Genomic DNA, 15,187 nt, shown 5'->3' with positions numbered 1-15,187 from the left:
CAAATGGCTTCCAGTGCTAAGTCCCGCGCCTTATCCGCCGACGAAACTCCACGTCCCCGCAAACACTGCAGCCCCCACCGCAGCCATGGCCATCAGGGAACCGCCGGCCAGAACCCACACGTCGAGCCGGCTGTAGGTGGATTCCCGCGCCCAGGTCCGGTCCCCGCCGCCAAAGCCGCGCGCCTCCATGGTGACCGCAAGCCGCGAGGCCCGGCGGATGGCCTGGACCAGAAGTCCGAAGCTCTGGCCAAGCGTGGCCTTGACCCGTTGCAGCGGGGTGCCCCGTGAGCCTACGCCGCGGGCGCGGCGGGCCATGCCAATGGTCTGCCATTCCTCGGCCATCAGGCCCACAAGCCGCATGGCCGCGAGCGTTCCGAGCACAAACCGGTGCGACAGCCTTGCCTTCTGCGCCAGCGCATCGGCAAGGTCCGTGGGATCGGTGCAGCTCATAAGCAGCACTGCCGGCAAGGCGATCGCCAGGCCGCGGAGCATAAAGCCCATCCCGAGCTCCAGGGAGCCTTCGCTCATGGACCAGATGCCGACGTCGAGCAGGATCCTGCCGCTGTCCGGCGCCAGGATGGAGGTGCTCCAGCCACCCACGGCGGCCGCGAGGATCAGCGGCCAGCCGCGCTGCCACAGCAGCGTCAGGGTCAGCCCGGCGAGCGGGAAAAGCAGCAGTTCACAGGCGAGCGCCACGGAAGCGGAAACCCAGTCGATGGACAGCGCCAGCACCACGGTCATGAAGACGACGGCGGCGAACTTGCTCAGCGGATTGGCCCGGGTCAGCAGGGCCTGGTTCCCCCGGAGCGTCAGTTCCTGCCTCATGAGGCCACCGCTTCGGTGGTACCGAGCCGGAGCTCGGTACCACCGAGCGCTGCGCTGAATTCGACGTCGTGCGTCACGGACACCACGGCGGTGCCGTCGTCGAGCAGCTCGGAGAGGAAGGACGCGAGCTCTGCCCAGGTGTTGGCGTCCTGTCCGAACGTCGGCTCGTCCAGGACCAGCACCTGTGGGTGTGCGGCCAGCACCGTGGCCACGGAGAGCCGGCGCTTCTCACCGCCGGAGAGCGTGTAGGGGTTGGCGTCCACGAGTTCGGTCAGCCGGAGCCGTTCCAGGAGTTCGTCCACCCGCTCCTCGCCGCGGCCCAGGTGCCGTGGTCCGAACATCAGCTCGTCCAGGACGTTGCCGGTGACGAACTGGTGCTCGGGTTCCTGGAAGACGGTCCCGATGCGGGCGATCAGCTGGTCCGCCTTCCACGTGTAGGGGTCGATGCCCGCGCCCTGGCTCAGGTCCACGGTGGCCGAAACACTTCCCCCAACGGGAGCCAGCAGACCGGCCAGGGTCAGGGCGAAGGTGGACTTTCCCGCGCCGTTGGGACCCGTGATGGTCAGGGCCTGCCCGGCGCGGACCTGGGCTGAAATGCCGTGCTGCACCGGAACTGGAGGGATGGATTTGAAGCGGCGGCGGCGCGGCCGTTCGCGGGAGACGGCAAGTTCCTCAGCCGCAAGCAGCAAGTCGCCGGAGCCGTCGGAAGCGCGGTTCCGGGTGGCGGGAACAAAGCCGGGCACCCAGACGCCGGCAGCGGCCAGCATGTCCCGGGCCTCGGCGAGCACACGGTCCGGCGGTCCGTCCAGCAGCACCGCTGGATCGGACGCGGAGCCTGGCTGCAGCACCACGATCCTGTCCACCAGGTCCTTCCAGACGGACACCCGGTGCTCCACCACAACAAGCGTTGCCCCGGTCTTGTCCAGGCAGCGGCCCACGGCGTCGCGGACCTCGAGCACACCCGCGGGGTCCAGGTTGGCAGTGGGTTCGTCCAGCAGGATCAGCCCCGGCCGCATGGCCAGGATGCCGGCCAGCGCCAGGCGCTGCTTCTGCCCGCCGGACAGGGCCGACGTCGGATGGTCCAGCGGCAGGTGGGAGAGTCCGACGTCGTCCAGCGCCTCATGCACGCGCGCCCAGATCGCATCGCGGGGCACAGCGAGGTTCTCTGCGCCGAAGGCGACGTCGTCGCCGAGCCGGGAGAGGACCACCTGGGTTTCGGGGTCCTGCTGCATCAGACCGGCGCGGCCGCGCCGCTCACGTGGGGCACCGCCGTCGATCAGAAGCGAACCGGACTCGTCCGAATCGCCGGCTTCGCCGTCATCGTTCACATCGCCCAGCACCCCGGCCAGGGCGTGGAGGAGCGTGGACTTGCCGGCCCCCGAGGGGCCGAGCAGGAGCACGCGCTCTCCGGGCCGGATGTCCAGGTCCAGTGCGTGGACCGCAGGCCGGGACCGGCCGGCGTGCCGCCAGCCCCAGCCGCGGGCAGTGACGGCGGCGGGCCGCGTCGGAGAGGAGGCGCCGCCGTCGGAAGCTGCGGGCATCAGGAGAAGACGGGCTCCGCCGCAGCCTTGCGGGACGCGAAGGAGCTCAGCACGCCGGTCCGGGCCAGGCCGCGGGTGGCGATCCAGGACAGGGCACCGGCGATGATCGCTCCGGAGATGGCGGTGAACACGATGTATGCGAGCTTGTCCCCGGCGGCATAGGCGATGTTCCAGCCCCAGGGGGCGAAGGAGTCGTTCAGGCCGCAGAACAGTCCGGCAGCAGCGCCCGCCAGCAGCGCAACGGGCAGGTTGAACTTCTTGTAGACGAAGATCGCGAAAACGATTTCGGCACCAAGGCCCTGGACGAGGCCGGAGAACAACACGGAGGCGCCGTACGGCGAACCCATGATCAGTTCGCCCATGGCGGCCACCGTCTCGCAGAAGAGCGCTGCCCCCGGCTTGCGGATGATAAGCATGCCCAGCACCGCCGGGATCATCCAGCCGCCGGCGATCAGGCCTGTCAGCGGCGGGTAGACGGCGTTAATGGGTGGCGAAACCGCGGCGGCGCCCTGGGACCAGGCCCAGAAGATCACGCCGCCGGCGATGGCGATGAGGGCGGCCACCACGATGTCCACGATGCGCCAGGTGTTGCCGGTCTTTTTGATTGCTGCAGTGCTCATGTGATCCTCCTGAGGAACAGGAGGGGAAAGTGTCCCGGCGATGGGCTGGCCGCCCTGCCGGACACTTCGAGAACTCGACTCCCTTGCGCCGGTACTAACCGGATCAGGTTCGAGGGTCTGCGGCTGTCCCGCACTCTCAGCGCCCACCTGCGGTCCCCTGGCAATGCCAGCGATGCCCGACGGCGGCGCTCCCCTGTCGTTTATTAATCTGCCCTGATGGGCGTGGTCCAGTTTACACCGCAGGGAGAGTAGATTGTGGGCCATGACTGCCAATAACCCGACTGTGACTGTGTTCAACCCCGACTCGAGACTGGCCCAGGGGGAAGGGTTGCTGGAGGCATTGATTGCCCGGATCGAAGCGGAGATCAGCGAGCTGCAGTTTCCGCATTTCACTAAAGACGATTCCCTCAATCTGGGGCTGCTCCTGGTGGAGCTGGGAAAGACCCGCCGGCTTCCCATCGCAATCGACATCACCAAGGGTGAGCAGGTGCTCTTCCACGTTGCCCTGGACGGGGCTACCCCGGACAACGAGCACTGGATCCGGGCGAAGCAGCGCACAGCGGCCAGGTATGAAATCCCGTCGTTGCTGGTGGGACTGCGCGGCAGGCTGCACGGCGGCCGGATCGAGGACCACGGCTGGTTCGACGAGTCCACCTACGCCCCGCACGGCGGCTCCTTCCCTGTATACGTAGCCGGGGTGGGTGCCGTGGCCACTGTGACCGTTTCCGGGCTGCCGCAGCAGCGGGACCACGATCTCGCAGTGGAAGCCCTGCGCGAAATACTGGGCTCCATGCGCACGGGGTGAGCACGGCCGGCGGTCCATCTTTCCCAACTGCCGAGGTTGACACCCTGTCCGGATGCCACAAGGATGATGTCGTTTCGGAAAGCGTTTTCTCGGGCAGCGCCCGCGGGAAGCAGCAGTCAGAGCCGACAGCCTCAGGAGGGCGTGCGCATGCGCAGCCAGCACATCATCGACCGCAAAGCCCTGGTCCGCCGCCACAACGTGGAGCAACGGAGCCTGGACCCGCGCAGCCCCGTTTCCGTGGGCAACGGCGAGTTCTGCTTCACTGTGGACCTTACCGGGCTTCAAACGTTCCCGGCCGGGTATCCCGTGGGAGCGCGCAGCGAACTTCCGCCCGGAACGTTGCTCGGCACACAGTCCCAGTGGGGCTGGCACTCCATTCCCGCGGCAGGGAAGTACAGCCTGGCCGGTTCCACGGTCCTCTACGACTCCCCCCGCGGCCCCGTACCGTATGTGGACATGGTGGGCGACATCGTGGACGGCCGGGAAACCGAAATCTCATCTGCTCAAACCTGGCTCCGGGCCAACCCGCACCGCCTGGACCTGGGCCGGATTGGGTTCGCGTGGGCGGATGCCGGCGGCACTGCCCTCCGCCTCGCCCCGGCTGACGTCGTCGCCCCTGTCCAGACCCTCGACCTCTGGACCGGAACCGTCACCAGCACCTTCAGCCTCCGGGGCCATCCGGTCAAAGTCACCACAGCCTGCCATCCGGACCGGGACCAGCTCGGCCTCATTGTGGAGTCCCCGGCCCTGCACCACGGGCTGGTGATCACGTTCGCCTTCCCCTACGGTTCCGATGCGTGGCACGACGCCGCGGACTGGAACCGTCCAGATGCCCACACCACCACCCTGGCGGGACCTGCAGGGGCCGGGGCCGGACTCGAGTACTGGACGGTGGACCGCAGCCTGGACGGATCGGGTTACCAGGTGACGGTGTCCGGGAAGGACCTCCGGCTGGAACAGCCAGGGGAACACGAGCTGGTGCTGCACGCGGCAGCGGGCCGGGACGTCCTGGACCTGGCAGTCCAGTTCACCAGCACCGGCCAGGGCGAATGCGCAACCCGGGGAACCGGCGGACGGCCGTGCCCTGGCACCGGATCCGGCGTCGCCCAGGCCTCCCGGGCATACTGGCCGGACTTCTGGCAGTCGGGCGGCGCCGTCGAACTGCACGGCACGCCGGACCCGCGGGCGGCTGAACTTGAGCGCAGGATCGTCCTCTCGCAGTACCTTACTGCGATCAACTGTGCCGGCTCCCTGCCGCCGCAGGAGACCGGCCTGGTGTGCAACTCCTGGCGCGGCCGCTTCCACCTGGAGATGCACTGGTGGCACGCCGCGCACTTCGCCCTCTGGAACCGCACGGAACTGCTGCTTCCCAGCCTCCGCTGGTACGCAACCATCCTCGAGTCGGGCCGCCAGACGGCCAAAGCCCAAGGGTTCGACGGCGTCCGCTGGCCCAAGCAGGTAGGCCCGGACGGGCGCGAAAGCCCCAGTCCGATCGGCACCTTCCTGATCTGGCAGCAGCCGCACCCCATCCACCTGGCCGAGCTGGCCTACCGCGCCGAGCCGTCCCGGGATCTGCTGGAGGAATTCGCGGACATCGTCTTCGAAACGGCCGGGTTCATGGCGGGCTTCGCGCACCCCACGGCGCGCGGCTTTGAGCTTGGACCGCCCCTGATCCCAGCGCAGGAAAGTTATGAGTCCATCCGGGGCGCCGTCACCAACCCCACCTTCGAACTGGCGTACTGGCAGTGGGGGCTCAACATTGCCAACACGTGGCGGGAGCGGCTGGGCCTGCCATCCCGCGAGGACTGGCGGGCCGTTGCGGACGGCATGGTGCGCCCGCGGACCGTGAACGGCGTCTACGCCGCGATCGACGTCGAGCCCTTCACCATCCGCACGGACCACCCGTCCATGCTGTGCGCGCTGGGCGTGCTGCCGCAGACGAGCCTGATCGATCCGGAGACCATGCGCGCCACGCTTGCCGATGTGCTCGCCGACTGGGACTGGGACAGCACCTGGGGCTGGGACTACCCTGTGATGGCCATGACGGCGGCCCGGCTGGAAGACCCGGAGACCGCCGTCGCTGCCCTCCTGCTGGGAGCCGGGAAGAACACGGTCCTGCCGAACGGGCACAACCGGCAGACGGATTCCCTCCCCCTCTATTTGCCGGGAAACGGCGGACTGCTGGCCGCCGTCGCCCTGATGGCGGCAGGCTGGGATGGCGGACCGGACCGGCATGCCCCGGGCTTCCCGGCTGGCTGGACGGTTGCCTGGGAAGGCCTGGTGCCTGCGCCATAAGCGGCAGGTCCGGGACGGGACGGACGGCGGGGGCGATGACGCTAGGCTAGGAGAAGTCCTGTATTTAAGACGCAAGGAGCACGGGAATGAACTTCTTCATCAAGCTGCTGGGCACGGGCATCAGCCTGCTGGCCGGATTCGCCGGCACCAAGGCCGTTGACGCGATCTGGGAAAAGACCACCGGCAACAAGCCGCCGAAGGGCGGGAAGGACGATGTTCCCACGACCCTGCGGACGGCGCTGACGTTCGCACTGGTCTCCGCCTCCGTGAGCGCCGTTATCCAGGTCCTCGCCAACCGGGGCACCCAGCGGGCGATCACACGCTTCGCCAAGAGCCAGGACATCGTCTAGGGGCCTGAATTCCCGCCCACCCCTTGGAGTTTTTGTCCAGATACGGCGACTTGATGGGTCCTGAAGTCGCCGGATGTGGACAAAAACTCCAAGGGTTGGGCTGAGGTCAGTCCTGCCGGCCGCCGTCCGAGGCATCCTCCCGGGATGCTTTGGCGGCGGCTTTCTGCACTACGGCCTCGAGGTCATCGGAACTGAGCAGCTCGCGGTGCAGGTGCTTGGTCCGGTAGCCAGCCCGGCCCACCATGTGCGCCGACACGGGCACGGTGAGCAGCTGGAAGATCCAGGCCACCAGCAGCACGGGCCACACCCACCAGGTGCGCATTTGCAGGCCAATGGACGCCAGCAGCAGGAACAGCCCCAGGACCTGAGGTTTCGTGGCGGCGTGCATCCTGCTCAGGAGGTCAGGGAACCGCAGCAGGCCGACGGCTGCGGCCAGGGACATCAGGGACCCCACGATCATGAAAACGGCGGACACAGTGTCAATGACGGTGTCCAGCGCGGCGGGCTCAGGACTCATGGAGCTGCTCCCGCCGGTCGGCCACAAAGCGGGCAACGGTTACCGATCCGATAAATCCGATGATGGACAGTGCCACCAGCAGCATGAGGTTGTTCAGGTGCCTGTTCACGGCCATGTCCACGCACAGGGCCGCCCCGAGGATGGACAGCAGGACGTCCGAGGCCAGCACCCGGTCCAGCAGTGACGGCCCCCTCGCGATCCTGAGGATGGCTCCGGCGGCCGCCAGCGAAAGGATGACTGCCGTGACGGCCAGGACGATCTCCATCATGCTGCGTTCTCCTGCCTGATCGCGTCCAGTTCTTGCCGGGTGCCCATGATGCGGATCAGCCTGGCCTCAATGTTCCTGACTTGCCGGCGCAGCTTCTCAACGTCCTCCGGCGTGCTCATGTTGAGCCCATGGAGGTACAGCGTGGACGTCGAACGGTCCACCTCCACCACAAGGGATCCCGGAATCAGGGAGATGACATGGCCGGTGGCGGTTACCATCAGGTCCTCGTGGCTCCGCAGCGGAACCGCCACGACGGCGTTCCTCACCCTCGGGCCACGGAGCACCGCCAGGTACATGACCTGGAAGCTTGCGGCCACCACCTTGGCAAGGAATCCCAGCGCGAATGGCACTGCGTGCAGGACGTTGAAGCGGCCGCTGAGATCCACCGGCGGAAGGTAGAACATCCGTGCCACGGCGACCGCCAGGATGGCCCCGAACAGGAGGTTGCCCGGGCTGAAATCCTGCCACAGCGCACCCCAGACAATGACCAGCCAGACCAGGAGCGGCAACTCCTGGCGCAGGGAGACACGCCGGCGGCTCACTTGCCGCCTCCGGACGTCAGGATCAGCGGCACGGATGTCTCTTCGCCCAGGACTGCCTGGATGTAGGAGGACCGGTCCAGCATGTCCTGGGCTGCCTGGTCCGAAACCTTGAACAGCGGGCCGGCGAAGACCGTGAGCGAAACGCCCAGGAGCACCAGTCCGAGGGTGGAGCCCACCATGGTCCGCGGGAGCAGCGTGACATTGTTGCGGCCGCCGCGGCGACCGGTGTCAGATGTCTCGCGCGGAGCGAGAAGCACGGCATCGGGGTGGTCTGCGTCGGAGGGTTCCCGCCAGAAGGCACGGTTCCAGACCCTGGCGACGGCCAGCAGGGTCAGCAGGCTGGTGAGCACGCCGCCGATCACCAGTGTGTACGCCAGTGGTGTGCCGAGTTCGATGCCGGCCTGCATAAGGCCCACCTTCCCCAGGAACCCGGAGAACGGGGGGATGCCGGCCAGGTTCATGGCCGGGACGAAGAACAGCAGCGCCAGCAGTGGCGAGAGTTTGGCCAGGCCCGCCAGCCTGTCCACCGAGGAACTGCCGCCGCGGCGTTCAATCAGGCCGGTGACCAGGAAGAGGCTGGTCTGGATGGTGATGTGGTGGGCCACATAGAACACGGCCGCACCCAGCCCGGCCGCTGAGGACATGGCCAGGCCAAACACCATATAGCCGATATGGCTGACCAACGTAAAGGACAGGAGGCGTTTAATGTCACTCTGGGCCAGGGCACCCAGGATTCCCACCACCATGGTGAGCAGCGCAGCAACCATTAATGGCGTGTTGAGGGAGTCGCCGGGAAACAGGAGCGTCTCGGTCCGGACCATGGCGTAGACGCCCACCTTGGTGAGCAGGCCGGCGAACACCGCCGTGACCGGCGCCGGCGCCGTGGGGTAGGAGTCCGGAAGCCAGAAGGAAAGCGGGAACACGGCAGCCTTGATGCCGAACGCCACCAGCAGCATCACGTGCAGGAGGGTTCTAGTGCCCTCGTCAAGGTCCGCGAGCTTGATGGCCAGGTCTGCCATGTTCACCGTACCGGTGGCGCCGTAAACCATGGCGATGGAAATGAGGAACAGGACCGAGGAGACCACGGACACCACCACGTAGGTGACGCCCGCGCGGATCCGGGGGCCGGTGCCGCCCAGCGTCATCAGGACATAGCTTGCGGTCAGCAGGATCTCGAAGCCCACATACAGGTTGAAGAGGTCCCCGGACAGGAAGGCGTTGGACACGCCCGCCACCAGGATCAGGTACGTCGGGTGGAAGATCGACACGGGTGCGTCCTGGTCGCCGTCGGCCATGCCCTGCCCGGTGGCATACACCAGCACCGCGAGGCTCACGGCGGAGGACACCACCAGCATCAGGGAGGAGAACTGGTCCACCACCATCACGATTCCCCAGGGCGGCAGCCAGCCGCCGACGTTCACCGCCGCGGTCCCGCCCTCCCAGACGGAGGCGAGGAGCAGGCATTCGAGCCCGAGGGTGAGGGAGAGCAGCGCGATACTGACCGTCCGCTGCGCCCGTGAGTGCCTGATCAGCACAAACGTCAGGGCGGCGCCCAGGATGGGAAGTACGACGGCGAGCGGGGCAAAGCTTGCGATGTTCACTTCACACCTCCTTCGGGGCCTGGGTTTACATTCCGGGAGCCGGGCTTCTCTTCGGCGGCGGCGTCGGTCGCGGCGATCTCCCTGGCGCCGGCCGTGACGGTTCCCCCGGATGCCGGAATGCCTTCCGCCGTGCCCTGGTACGCCACGGGGCCGTGGTCGGAAACGGAGCGTCCGTTGCTGCCGAGCATGGTCAGCGGAAACTCGGACGTCTCCATGGGGATTTCGGCATCGTCTTCGGCGTCGAAGCTGGGCGTTTCGGCGACGCGGAGGTCTTCAACGTCGTCCTGGATCTCGTCCTGTCTGGCCAGGACCCAGGTCCGGTAGATGATGCCGAGCATAAAGGCCGTTACCGCGAACGAGATGACAATCGAGGTCAGGATCAGCGCCTGGGGAAGGGGATCGTTGTAGTCCTGGGCGGGCGTGTCCTTGGCGTAGAGCGGCGCCAGGCCCGCGTAACCACCGGTCGCCAGGAGCAGCAGGTTGGTGGCGTTGGCCAGGAGCATCAGGCCCAGCAGCACGCGGGTGAGGCTGCGTTCCAGGAGGAGGTAGATGCCGCACGCGTAGAGTGCACCCATCACGGCGAGGAGGGTCAGGTTAACGCTCATGGTTGGCCCTCGGCCGTGGCTCCGGCAGGGACACCCAGCGGCTCCTGCTCCTCGGCAGGAGCAGACGACTGGGTTTCGACGTTCTCGTCGATCTCGGCACCGAGGCTGCGCAGCACATCCAGCACCAGGCCCACCACCACGATGTAGACGCCGATGTCGAAGATGGTGGAGGTGACGAACTTAATGTCGCCGAAAACGGGCAGCCACAATTCGATGATGGCCGTCTGGAAGACCTGGCCGCCCAGCAGGAGCGGCATCACACCCGAGGCGGCCGCCGTCGCGAGTCCGATGCCCAGGAGCGTTCCGGCGCTGATGGGGGTGGCTTCACGCAGTTCGAAGCGTCCGCCGGCCAGGTAGCGGATGGTGAGCGCCAGGCCCGCGGTCAGCCCGCCGGCGAAACCGCCGCCGGGCAGGTTGTGCCCGGCCAGCAGCAGATACAGGGAAAAGATGATTATGGAGTGGAAGATCAGCCTGGTGACGACTTCGAAAATGATGGAGCGCCGTTCCGGCGCCAGCGTCCGGCCTGCCACGATCCAGGCGTCGCGGGTGGACGCTGCGAACTTCCTGCTGATGGCCAGGGCGGCAGCGTCACGGGAACCCGGATCGATGCCGGTGCGGCGGCCCACACTCCCCTCCGCAACATCGGCGGACATCAGGATGCGGTCGCCGCGGCTGCGGACGAAGATCAGGCTGGCAACACCGGTGGCGGCGAGGGCCAGGACCGCGATCTCGCCAAACGTGTCCCAGACCCGGATGTCCACGAGCGTCACGTTGACGATGTTCAGCCCGCCGCCGCCCTCGTAGGCCAGTCGGGGGAACTCCAGGGAAACAGGGGTGGCAATCCTGGCGCCCATGGCGTAGATGGCAGCGAAAATCATGGTGACGCCGAAGCCCAGCCCGATGATGACGCGGACCACCCGGTATTTGCCGCCGGTTCGGTCCCGGAGTTCGGGGGGCAGGCTGCGCATGGCCAGGACGAAGGCCACCAGGATGATGGTTTCCACCAGCATCTGGGTAAGGGCCAGGTCCGGTGCACCCTGGAGGGCGAACATGAGGGCGATGCCGTAGCCGGTCACGGAAACCATCAGGACCGCAAGGAACCTTTTGTTGGCCTTAACGGCCGCGAGGGCGCCGATCACGATGCCCGCCGCCGCCACCAGCTGCAGCGGCGAATTGGGGTCGATGAAATAGAGGTTGTCGGGCAGCGGCTTGCTGTAAACCAGCATGGCGGCGAGGGGAAGGACACAGGCCACCGTGAGGATGACTGCCAGGTAGAAGTACAGCGAACCGCGCTGCGTGCGGCCGGTGATCCAGACGGCGGTGTCGTCCAGCGCCCCAATGGTGTACTGGTAGGCACGGTCGCCGTCGATCCAGCCGGGCACGCGTTCCTGCGCCCGCGCCACGAGCGTGCGTCCGAAGTACATCGCCAGGCCCAGCGCGAAGGTGACCGCCGTCAGTCCCAGGGCTGGAGTGAACCCATGCCACAGCGCGAGGTGGCCGGCCTGCTCGGCCGCTGTTCCGGCGTCGGGCTCGGTGGAAGCGAAGAGGGCCGCGTACGGCTGGATCCACGCGTCCACGGGGGCCGGCCACAGGCCGTAAGCGATGGTGAGGAGGCTCAGGAGGGCGGGGGCCGCGAGGAATGATGGCCTGACCGCCTTGAACGGGGTCCGCTCAACTCCGGGCTTGGCGGCGAATGCGCCCCACATAAAGCGGGCGCTGTAGGCGAAGGTCAGGATGGATCCCAGGACAATGCCCGCGAGCACCACTGCGCCCCACGGGCCGCTCTGCGCGTGGTGGACAAAGGCTTCCAGGACCGATTCCTTGGCCACGAACCCTGCCAGCAGCGGGACGCCGGCCATCGACGCGGCGCCGATGCCGGCCACGATTCCCAAGGCTCGGGACGACCTAAACACGCCGGAAAGCTTCCGGACGTCGCGGGTCCCGGACTGGTGGTCGATGATGCCCACCACCAGGAACAGCGTGGCCTTGAACAGCCCGTGCGCAAGGAGCATCGCGAGTCCGGCCAGTGCGGCGTCGGGCGTACCGAGTCCTACCACCATGGTCAGGAAGCCCAGCTGGCTGACGGTGCCGTAGGCGAGGATCAGCTTGATGTCCGTCTGGCGGAGCGCCCGGTACCCTCCTACCAGCATGGTGGCCAGCCCGAGCCCCAAGACAACGGGCTGCCAGTAAGCGGTCTCGGCGAAGCCAGGCGCCAGCCGTGCCACGAGGTAGATCCCCGCCTTCACCATCGCCGCGGCGTGCAGGTAGGCGCTGACCGGGGTGGGCGCCGCCATGGCACCCGGGAGCCAGAAGTGGAAGGGGACCAGCGCGGATTTGGTGATGGCACCCACCAGGATCAGTACGACGGCGGCTCCCACCGTTGCGCCGGAGGGTCCCGTAACCAGCTCGGAAGCCTGCGCCAGGATGGCCGAAAGCCGGTATGTGCCGGCGCTGTAGCCGAGCATGATCAGGCCAACCAGCATCGCCAGTCCGCCTGCGGTGGTGACCATCAGTGCCTGCAGGGCGGAGCGGCGGGCCGCAAGCCGGGTGCGGGCGAAGCCGATCAGCAGGTAGGAGAGGATGGTGGTGAGTTCCCAGAAGATGAACAGAAGGAGAAGATCGTCCGCCACCACCAGGCCGAACATGGCGCCCGCGAAAGCCAGGAGCTGGGCGCCGAAGCCGCCGAGGTCCTGGTCCTTTTTCTTGAAATACCGTCCGCAGTAGACCAGCACCAGGGCCCCCACCCCCAGCACCAGGAGCGACATCACCCAGGCCAGGGCATCCATCCGGAAGGCGAACTCCAGCTTGAGTCCCGGAATCCACGGGAACACCTCGGAAACCGAGCCGGAGTCGGAGTAGACCGCACCGTGCTGCAGCGCCAGCCAGAGGAATGACGCGGCCGGGACGGCAGCCAGCGCATAGAACGCGTTCCGCCCCCAGGCCCTGAACAGAAAGGGCGCCACAGCAGCCACCGCAAAGTGCACGGCAAGGACTGTGATCACTAATTTCTCCGCAACGTCAGGGATTCGATTGTCAAAAGTAAGAGCAGGCGGTCATCCGTAAGATTTGAGTGCCCTCAGTTTATCAAGGCGCAACAGGCACTCCTGCCGCGGGAGTGGGACGGCAGGCAGGATTCCCGGGTGTCCGGGGTTTGTCCGCCGGTTGTTCGCCAGGGGCGGATACCATTCAGCCTATGAACACCGCCAGCGCTCCCGAGGCCATGCAGCCGCCGTCGGAACTTGGGTCAGGAAACAGGTCCGCCAGCAAGGGCCGGGTCTTCGCGTGGGCCGCCTGGGACTGGGGCTCAGCCGCTTTCAACGCCGTGATGACCACGTTCGTGTTCACGGTGTACCTGACGTCCAACGCCTTCGGCGGCGAGGACCAGGCCTCTGCGGTCCTCGGCGGTGCACTAGCCGTCGCCGGCTTCGCCATCGCTGTGCTTGCCCCGGTGACCGGCCAGCGCTCGGATGCGGGCGGGCGGCGCAAGCTGTGGCTGGGGGTCAACACGGCCGCCGTCGCCATCCTCACCGCACTGTGCTTCTTTGTGTTCCCGCGGCCGGAGTTCCTGCTGCTGGGAGTCTCCCTCATTGCGCTCGCCAACGTGTTCTTCGAGTTCGCCGGCGTCAACTACAACGCCATGCTCACGCAGGTTTCCACCCCGAAGAACATCGGCAAGGTCAGCGGCTTTGGCTGGGCCATGGGGTACCTCGGGGGCATCGTGGCGCTCCTGGCGGTCCTGCAGCTGTTCGTCCAGCCAAGCTTCGACTGGTTCGGTGCGTCCACGGAGGACAGCCTGAACATCCGTTTGGTGGCCGTCTTCTCCGCCCTGTGGTTCTTCATCTTCGCCCTGCCGGTCCTTTTCGCAGTACCGGAACTCCCCCGGCCCGGACGGGCGAAAGCCCTGGATTTCCTGGCCTCCTATGGCCTGCTCATCCGCCGGATCAAGGCCATCTACGCCACGAGCCCGCACACCATCTACTTCCTGCTGGCCAGCGCGGTCTTCCGTGACGGCCTGGCCGCCGTGTTTACCTTCGGCGGAATCATCGCGGCCGGCACGTTCGGGTTTGAGCTTTCGCAGGTCATCTTCTTCGCCATCTTCGGCAACGTGGTGGCTGCTTTGGGCGCAGTTATCGGTGGCTTCCTGGACGACCGGGCGGGGCCCAAGTCCGTGATCATCGGGTCTCTGGTGGGCCTGCTGATCGCCGGGACCGTCATCCTGGTGCTGGGCAACGGGGACTACGTCTTCTTTGGTATGGAGTGGGCCGGCAGCACCACTTTCTGGGTCTTCGGGCTGTTCCTCTGCCTGTTCGTCGGTCCTGCCCAGTCCTCCTCGCGGGCTTACCTGGCCCGGCTCGCTCCGCACGGTGAGTCCGGCGAGTTCTTTGGCCTGTATGCCACCACCGGCCGCGCCGTCAGTTTCCTGGCGCCTTCGCTGTTCACGCTCTGCATCGCGCTTGCCACTCCCCTGGTGGCACCTGGCGAGGCCCAGCGCTGGGGCATCCTGGGCATCATGGTGGTGCTCCTGGCCGGCCTGCTGGTCCTCCTCCCGGTCAAGTCGCCGGACAAGGCTCCCATTGCCGTGGTCCCCGCCGTCTAGCGCGAACGTACACTTAAGCCCCCCGCGGCCTGGATGAATCCGCCCGCAAACAGCGCGAACGTACACTTAAGACCCCGCATCCGCGTCCTGAGCGGCGGACGCCCCAAACAGCCGCGCGCGGATTAGGCTGGAGCCATGAACGTGGATGAGACGGACCTCCCTGGCCTCGGCCGCCGGAAGGATTTTATGACTGCTTCAGGACGCCGCATTGGCGTGGTGGAGCTGCGGGAAGGCCAGACGGAGCTGATCGTCTCCACCTGGGATGACCCCGACACGTGCCAGGCTTCCATACCCCTCACAGGGGATGAAGCAGCCACCCTCGGCAACCTGCTGGGTGGACAGCACCTGGCCATGAAGCTGGCCGAAGAGCACAGGGAGATTCCCGGCATCGTCACCCGCCAGTTCTCCATCGCCCCGGGTTCCCCCTTCCAGGACCAGCCGATGGGCAAGGCGTGTATCCGCACGCGGTGCGGTGTCTCCATTGTGGCAATCATGCGTGAAGGCGAAGTTCTCCCGTCGCCGGGTCCCGACGTCGTACTCCACCCGGGCGATCTGCTCATCGCCGTGGGTACGCAAGAAGGCCTTGACACGGCAGCCGATATCCTGCGCAACGGCTGAACG

Annotated in this window: 14 protein-coding genes and 1 riboswitch; of the genes, 5 read left to right on the top strand and 9 right to left on the bottom strand. The window is 67.0% G+C overall.

The annotated features are described in order from the left end of the window. Positions 1-30: 30 nt before the first annotated feature. Genes AU175_RS12260 through AU175_RS12250 form a run of 3 tightly spaced genes read right to left on the bottom strand, consistent with a single transcriptional unit; the run spans position 31 to position 2,986 of the window. On the bottom strand, positions 31-825 hold the full coding sequence (locus AU175_RS12260; RefSeq protein ID WP_066289182.1) for an energy-coupling factor transporter transmembrane component T family protein: 795 nt from the start codon (positions 823-825) through the stop codon (positions 31-33). Continuing rightward, positions 822-2,366 carry an ABC transporter ATP-binding protein gene (locus AU175_RS12255; protein ID WP_066289180.1) on the bottom strand — a complete coding sequence of 515 codons (1,545 nt, stop codon included), beginning with the start codon at positions 2,364-2,366 and terminating at the stop codon, positions 822-824. The genes AU175_RS12260 and AU175_RS12255 overlap by 4 nt, the downstream gene beginning before the upstream one ends. Then, positions 2,366-2,986, bottom strand: coding sequence for an ECF transporter S component (locus tag AU175_RS12250; RefSeq protein WP_066289178.1), 621 nt, complete (start codon positions 2,984-2,986; stop codon positions 2,366-2,368). Before AU175_RS12250 ends, AU175_RS12255 begins: the two co-directional genes overlap by 1 nt. Positions 2,987-3,048: 62 nt before the next feature. Further along, positions 3,049-3,191: riboswitch (TPP riboswitch) on the bottom strand. 57 nt (positions 3,192-3,248) lie between these two features. Here AU175_RS12250 and AU175_RS12245 point away from each other — a divergent pair. From AU175_RS12245 to AU175_RS12235, 3 genes are all read left to right on the top strand, one after another. Next, on the top strand, positions 3,249-3,791 hold the full coding sequence (locus AU175_RS12245; protein WP_066289177.1) for a heme-degrading domain-containing protein: 543 nt from the start codon (positions 3,249-3,251) through the stop codon (positions 3,789-3,791). 147 nt (positions 3,792-3,938) lie between these two features. Continuing rightward, the gene (locus AU175_RS12240; protein WP_066289174.1) at positions 3,939-6,086 is read left to right on the top strand and encodes a hypothetical protein; all 2,148 of its coding nucleotides are present in this window, start codon (positions 3,939-3,941) and stop codon (positions 6,084-6,086) included. Positions 6,087-6,172: 86 nt separating this feature from the next. Further along, the gene (locus AU175_RS12235) at positions 6,173-6,436 is read left to right on the top strand and encodes a DUF4235 domain-containing protein (protein WP_066289172.1); all 264 of its coding nucleotides are present in this window, start codon (positions 6,173-6,175) and stop codon (positions 6,434-6,436) included. A 106-nt stretch (positions 6,437-6,542) separates the two neighbouring features. On the opposite strand, the gene mnhG is transcribed toward AU175_RS12235, so the two are convergent. Genes mnhG through AU175_RS12205 form a run of 6 tightly spaced genes read right to left on the bottom strand, consistent with a single transcriptional unit; the run spans position 6,543 to position 12,971 of the window. Continuing rightward, on the bottom strand, positions 6,543-6,953 hold the full coding sequence (gene mnhG, locus AU175_RS12230; protein ID WP_066289166.1) for a monovalent cation/H(+) antiporter subunit G: 411 nt from the start codon (positions 6,951-6,953) through the stop codon (positions 6,543-6,545). Continuing rightward, the gene (locus AU175_RS12225; protein WP_066289162.1) at positions 6,943-7,221 is read right to left on the bottom strand and encodes a monovalent cation/H+ antiporter complex subunit F; all 279 of its coding nucleotides are present in this window, start codon (positions 7,219-7,221) and stop codon (positions 6,943-6,945) included. The genes mnhG and AU175_RS12225 overlap by 11 nt, the downstream gene beginning before the upstream one ends. Continuing rightward, complete coding sequence (locus AU175_RS12220) at positions 7,218-7,763, bottom strand: Na+/H+ antiporter subunit E (RefSeq protein ID WP_066289158.1); 546 nt, start codon at positions 7,761-7,763, stop codon at positions 7,218-7,220. Before AU175_RS12220 ends, AU175_RS12225 begins: the two co-directional genes overlap by 4 nt. Then, the gene (locus AU175_RS12215) at positions 7,760-9,364 is read right to left on the bottom strand and encodes a Na+/H+ antiporter subunit D (protein ID WP_066289154.1); all 1,605 of its coding nucleotides are present in this window, start codon (positions 9,362-9,364) and stop codon (positions 7,760-7,762) included. The genes AU175_RS12220 and AU175_RS12215 overlap by 4 nt, the downstream gene beginning before the upstream one ends. Next, positions 9,361-9,969, bottom strand: a complete 609-nt coding sequence (locus AU175_RS12210) for a Na(+)/H(+) antiporter subunit C (protein WP_066289151.1) — start codon at positions 9,967-9,969, stop codon at positions 9,361-9,363. Before AU175_RS12210 ends, AU175_RS12215 begins: the two co-directional genes overlap by 4 nt. After that, positions 9,966-12,971, bottom strand: coding sequence for a Na+/H+ antiporter subunit A (locus AU175_RS12205; RefSeq protein ID WP_066289149.1), 3,006 nt, complete (start codon positions 12,969-12,971; stop codon positions 9,966-9,968). Before AU175_RS12205 ends, AU175_RS12210 begins: the two co-directional genes overlap by 4 nt. A 191-nt stretch (positions 12,972-13,162) precedes the next feature. Between AU175_RS12205 and AU175_RS12200 the strand changes: the two genes are divergently transcribed. Both AU175_RS12200 and AU175_RS12195 read left to right on the top strand, forming a co-directional pair. Then, complete coding sequence (locus AU175_RS12200) at positions 13,163-14,566, top strand: MFS transporter (RefSeq protein ID WP_066289147.1); 1,404 nt, start codon at positions 13,163-13,165, stop codon at positions 14,564-14,566. 135 nt (positions 14,567-14,701) lie between these two features. Further along, positions 14,702-15,184, top strand: a complete 483-nt coding sequence (locus tag AU175_RS12195; RefSeq protein WP_066289145.1) for a cation:proton antiporter regulatory subunit — start codon at positions 14,702-14,704, stop codon at positions 15,182-15,184. The last annotated feature ends 3 nt before the right edge of the window (positions 15,185-15,187 follow it).

The sequence above is a fragment of the Arthrobacter sp. B6 genome, assembly GCF_001663775.1.
GTDB lineage: Bacteria > Actinomycetota > Actinomycetes > Actinomycetales > Micrococcaceae > Arthrobacter.
The sequence above is the reverse complement of the archived record's forward strand: the minus strand, read 5'-3'. Positions and strand labels throughout refer to the sequence as shown.

What these genes read in the sequence shown, in the direction of transcription:
- AU175_RS12260 (WP_066289182.1), bottom strand. Translation starts at nt 825, where the DNA reads ATGAGGCAGGAACTGACGCTCCGGGGGAACCAGGCCCTGCTGACCCGG.
- AU175_RS12255 (WP_066289180.1), bottom strand. Translation starts at nt 2,366, where the DNA reads ATGCCCGCAGCTTCCGACGGCGGCGCCTCCTCTCCGACGCGGCCCGCC.
- AU175_RS12250 (WP_066289178.1), bottom strand. Translation starts at nt 2,986, where the DNA reads ATGAGCACTGCAGCAATCAAAAAGACCGGCAACACCTGGCGCATCGTG.
- AU175_RS12245 (WP_066289177.1), top strand. Translation starts at nt 3,249, where the DNA reads ATGACTGCCAATAACCCGACTGTGACTGTGTTCAACCCCGACTCGAGA.
- AU175_RS12240 (WP_066289174.1), top strand. Translation starts at nt 3,939, where the DNA reads ATGCGCAGCCAGCACATCATCGACCGCAAAGCCCTGGTCCGCCGCCAC.
- AU175_RS12235 (WP_066289172.1), top strand. Translation starts at nt 6,173, where the DNA reads ATGAACTTCTTCATCAAGCTGCTGGGCACGGGCATCAGCCTGCTGGCC.
- mnhG (WP_066289166.1), bottom strand. Translation starts at nt 6,953, where the DNA reads ATGAGTCCTGAGCCCGCCGCGCTGGACACCGTCATTGACACTGTGTCC.
- AU175_RS12225 (WP_066289162.1), bottom strand. Translation starts at nt 7,221, where the DNA reads ATGATGGAGATCGTCCTGGCCGTCACGGCAGTCATCCTTTCGCTGGCG.
- AU175_RS12210 (WP_066289151.1), bottom strand. Translation starts at nt 9,969, where the DNA reads ATGAGCGTTAACCTGACCCTCCTCGCCGTGATGGGTGCACTCTACGCG.
- AU175_RS12200 (WP_066289147.1), top strand. Translation starts at nt 13,163, where the DNA reads ATGAACACCGCCAGCGCTCCCGAGGCCATGCAGCCGCCGTCGGAACTT.
- AU175_RS12195 (WP_066289145.1), top strand. Translation starts at nt 14,702, where the DNA reads ATGAACGTGGATGAGACGGACCTCCCTGGCCTCGGCCGCCGGAAGGAT.